Genomic DNA, 2,064 nt, shown 5'->3' on the forward strand with positions numbered 1-2,064 from the left:
GACGTGATAGGAGCCATTCCTGAATATGTCGATACTGATTTTGTCTCTTTGATTAAAAGACGATTGTCAGCAAGCCAACCCGATCCCTACGATCGCCTGCTAAGCGTAGGGCACTATGCCTTGCATTTGGAAACGTGGTTGAAATATTTTTCGCGAGAACAGCTATGGGTTGTGCTATTAGAAGATTTTCAGCGATCGCCTTTTGAAGTGATGGATAAAATCCTGACATTTCTAAAATTGGCTCCCTTTGATTACCGATCCTTGGCTGAACAAAATTCCCGTGGCTTGTGGGTGCTTCGAGGGCAAGCCTCAAAAGGAAATGCTCAGCCCTACGAACCAATTCCACAGGAAGCAAAAGCATTATTAGATGAGTATTATGCTCCTTGGAATAAAAAACTGAAGCAATTAATGCCAGAGCTAGATATTACATGGTGACAACTCGATATGCTTAATGAAAAAGAACGCTCTCAGAATCAAAAACTTTTGATTGCGTCGAATATTGCAATTATCCCTCTTATGACCAGTTTTGGTGCTATTGATGCCAGCTTACTTCAGTTATACGCAACCAGTATCCTCGGTTTACAAGAAAGTCAAATCGGTTTTGCCATTGGTTTACCTTCCTTACTTATACCGCTACAGATTTCAGGTATTTATTTTGTCAAACGTTGGGGTAGTCAAACTACTCTGATGATTGGTTTTGCTTTACTATTTTTACTACTACCATTAATGCTGATTGTGCCTATAGTGTATGGAAAAAATCAACTCTTTGGTTTTGGTTTTTTTTGTATTATTATTTTGTTTATGAATATCGTTCATAATACTACAAAAGGAGTAGCTTTTCAACCCATAATTCGGGAATCTACGCTTCCAGAAGAGCGTGGATGGTTTTTTGGGAAAATGCGACTGACTGTGCATGGGTTTAATTTACTTTTTTTTGCTATTCTTTCTGTGACGCTAGGAGAAAAATTAGCACTTCATGATTACGCATATATAGTTGTTTTGCTGATGATGTACTGTTTAGTTGCAGGACTCATAACTTATAAAATCAAAATTTATGAAAATAGTCAATCTCCCTATAAAATTAACCAGAATTTTTTAGATGATATCCGCGAAATATTTTCCAATAAAAAATACCGTTTATTAATAACTATTTTGACTTTATGTTTTCTTTCTTCTTTGCCCCTGTTTGTCACCTATTTAGCAATTGGGTTACAGCTTAATGCCAATTATATTTCCCAGTTAATTACATTAAATATAGTAGGAACTCTGACTGGGATAGCAATTTGGGGGCGACTAATAGATCCCATTGGCTTTATGCGTACCATATATATTATCGTCTTAATGCTGGCAACTGTCGGAGTGCTATGGTTATTTGTGCAACCTATTGAATTGTCCTATGGTTGGTGGCAGTTTTCATCTCTCAGCCTGGTCTTAATTGCTATTATTACTGGTTTTTTACAATCGGGATTGAAAATGGCATTGCTCGTTGGGGTACACAATACTGCCACGGAGCGATCGGCAGTTACAGCATTGGCTTTCTTCAATAGTACCGGAATGATTCTGGGCAATCTAGTACCCTTCTTTGTTGGATTTTATTTAAATTTTACATTAGGAGTATGGAGATTTTCTCTGGGTGCTATTAATATCGACAGTTATCAAATGATTGGTTTATTGAGCGCTTTATTGTGTTTGCTGAGTGCAGTGATGTGTTACCGCAACCGTCAGCTGATGATATAAGTCGATAGAGATGCTTCCTATCTTGGGCGATCGCCATTGGATCTAATATAGCACTACCCATTAAGCTTAGGACATTCCTAAACTCAGCAAACCTAGTCTTAGCTTACTTTTGACTTCTGACTTCTAACTTCTGACTTCTGACTTCTGCTATACCTCCAAATCCCAGAAGTCAGGAAGCAGGGTTAGTGGGGGCGATCGCCTCTACAGAAATGGCGGATTTAGTGCCAACGGTATTCGAGGAGAATTATAGCGTTTATAGGACTCATGAGGTACAAATGGATCCCCCTAAATCCCCCTTAAAAAGGGGGACTTTGAGGTGAATTATTT

The 2,064-nt window shown here is 38.5% G+C and carries 2 protein-coding genes; both read left to right on the forward strand.

The window, feature by feature from the left end; all coding sequences use genetic code 11:
• Window positions 1-435 (forward strand): sulfotransferase domain-containing protein (locus F6K51_RS36335; protein WP_293030784.1); only part of this gene is annotated, 435 nt, incomplete at its 5' end.
• A 9-nt stretch (window positions 436-444) separates the two neighbouring features.
• Complete coding sequence (locus F6K51_RS36340) at window positions 445-1,737, forward strand: MFS transporter (protein WP_293030787.1); 1,293 nt, start codon at window positions 445-447, stop codon at window positions 1,735-1,737.
• Window positions 1,738-2,064 lie beyond the last annotated feature (327 nt).

The sequence above is a fragment of the Moorena sp. SIO3I8 genome, assembly GCF_010692325.1.
In the GTDB taxonomy this organism is placed as follows: Bacteria; Cyanobacteriota; Cyanobacteriia; order Cyanobacteriales; family Coleofasciculaceae; genus Moorena.

What these genes read in the sequence shown, in the direction of transcription:
- F6K51_RS36340 (WP_293030787.1), top strand. Translation starts at nt 445, where the DNA reads ATGCTTAATGAAAAAGAACGCTCTCAGAATCAAAAACTTTTGATTGCG.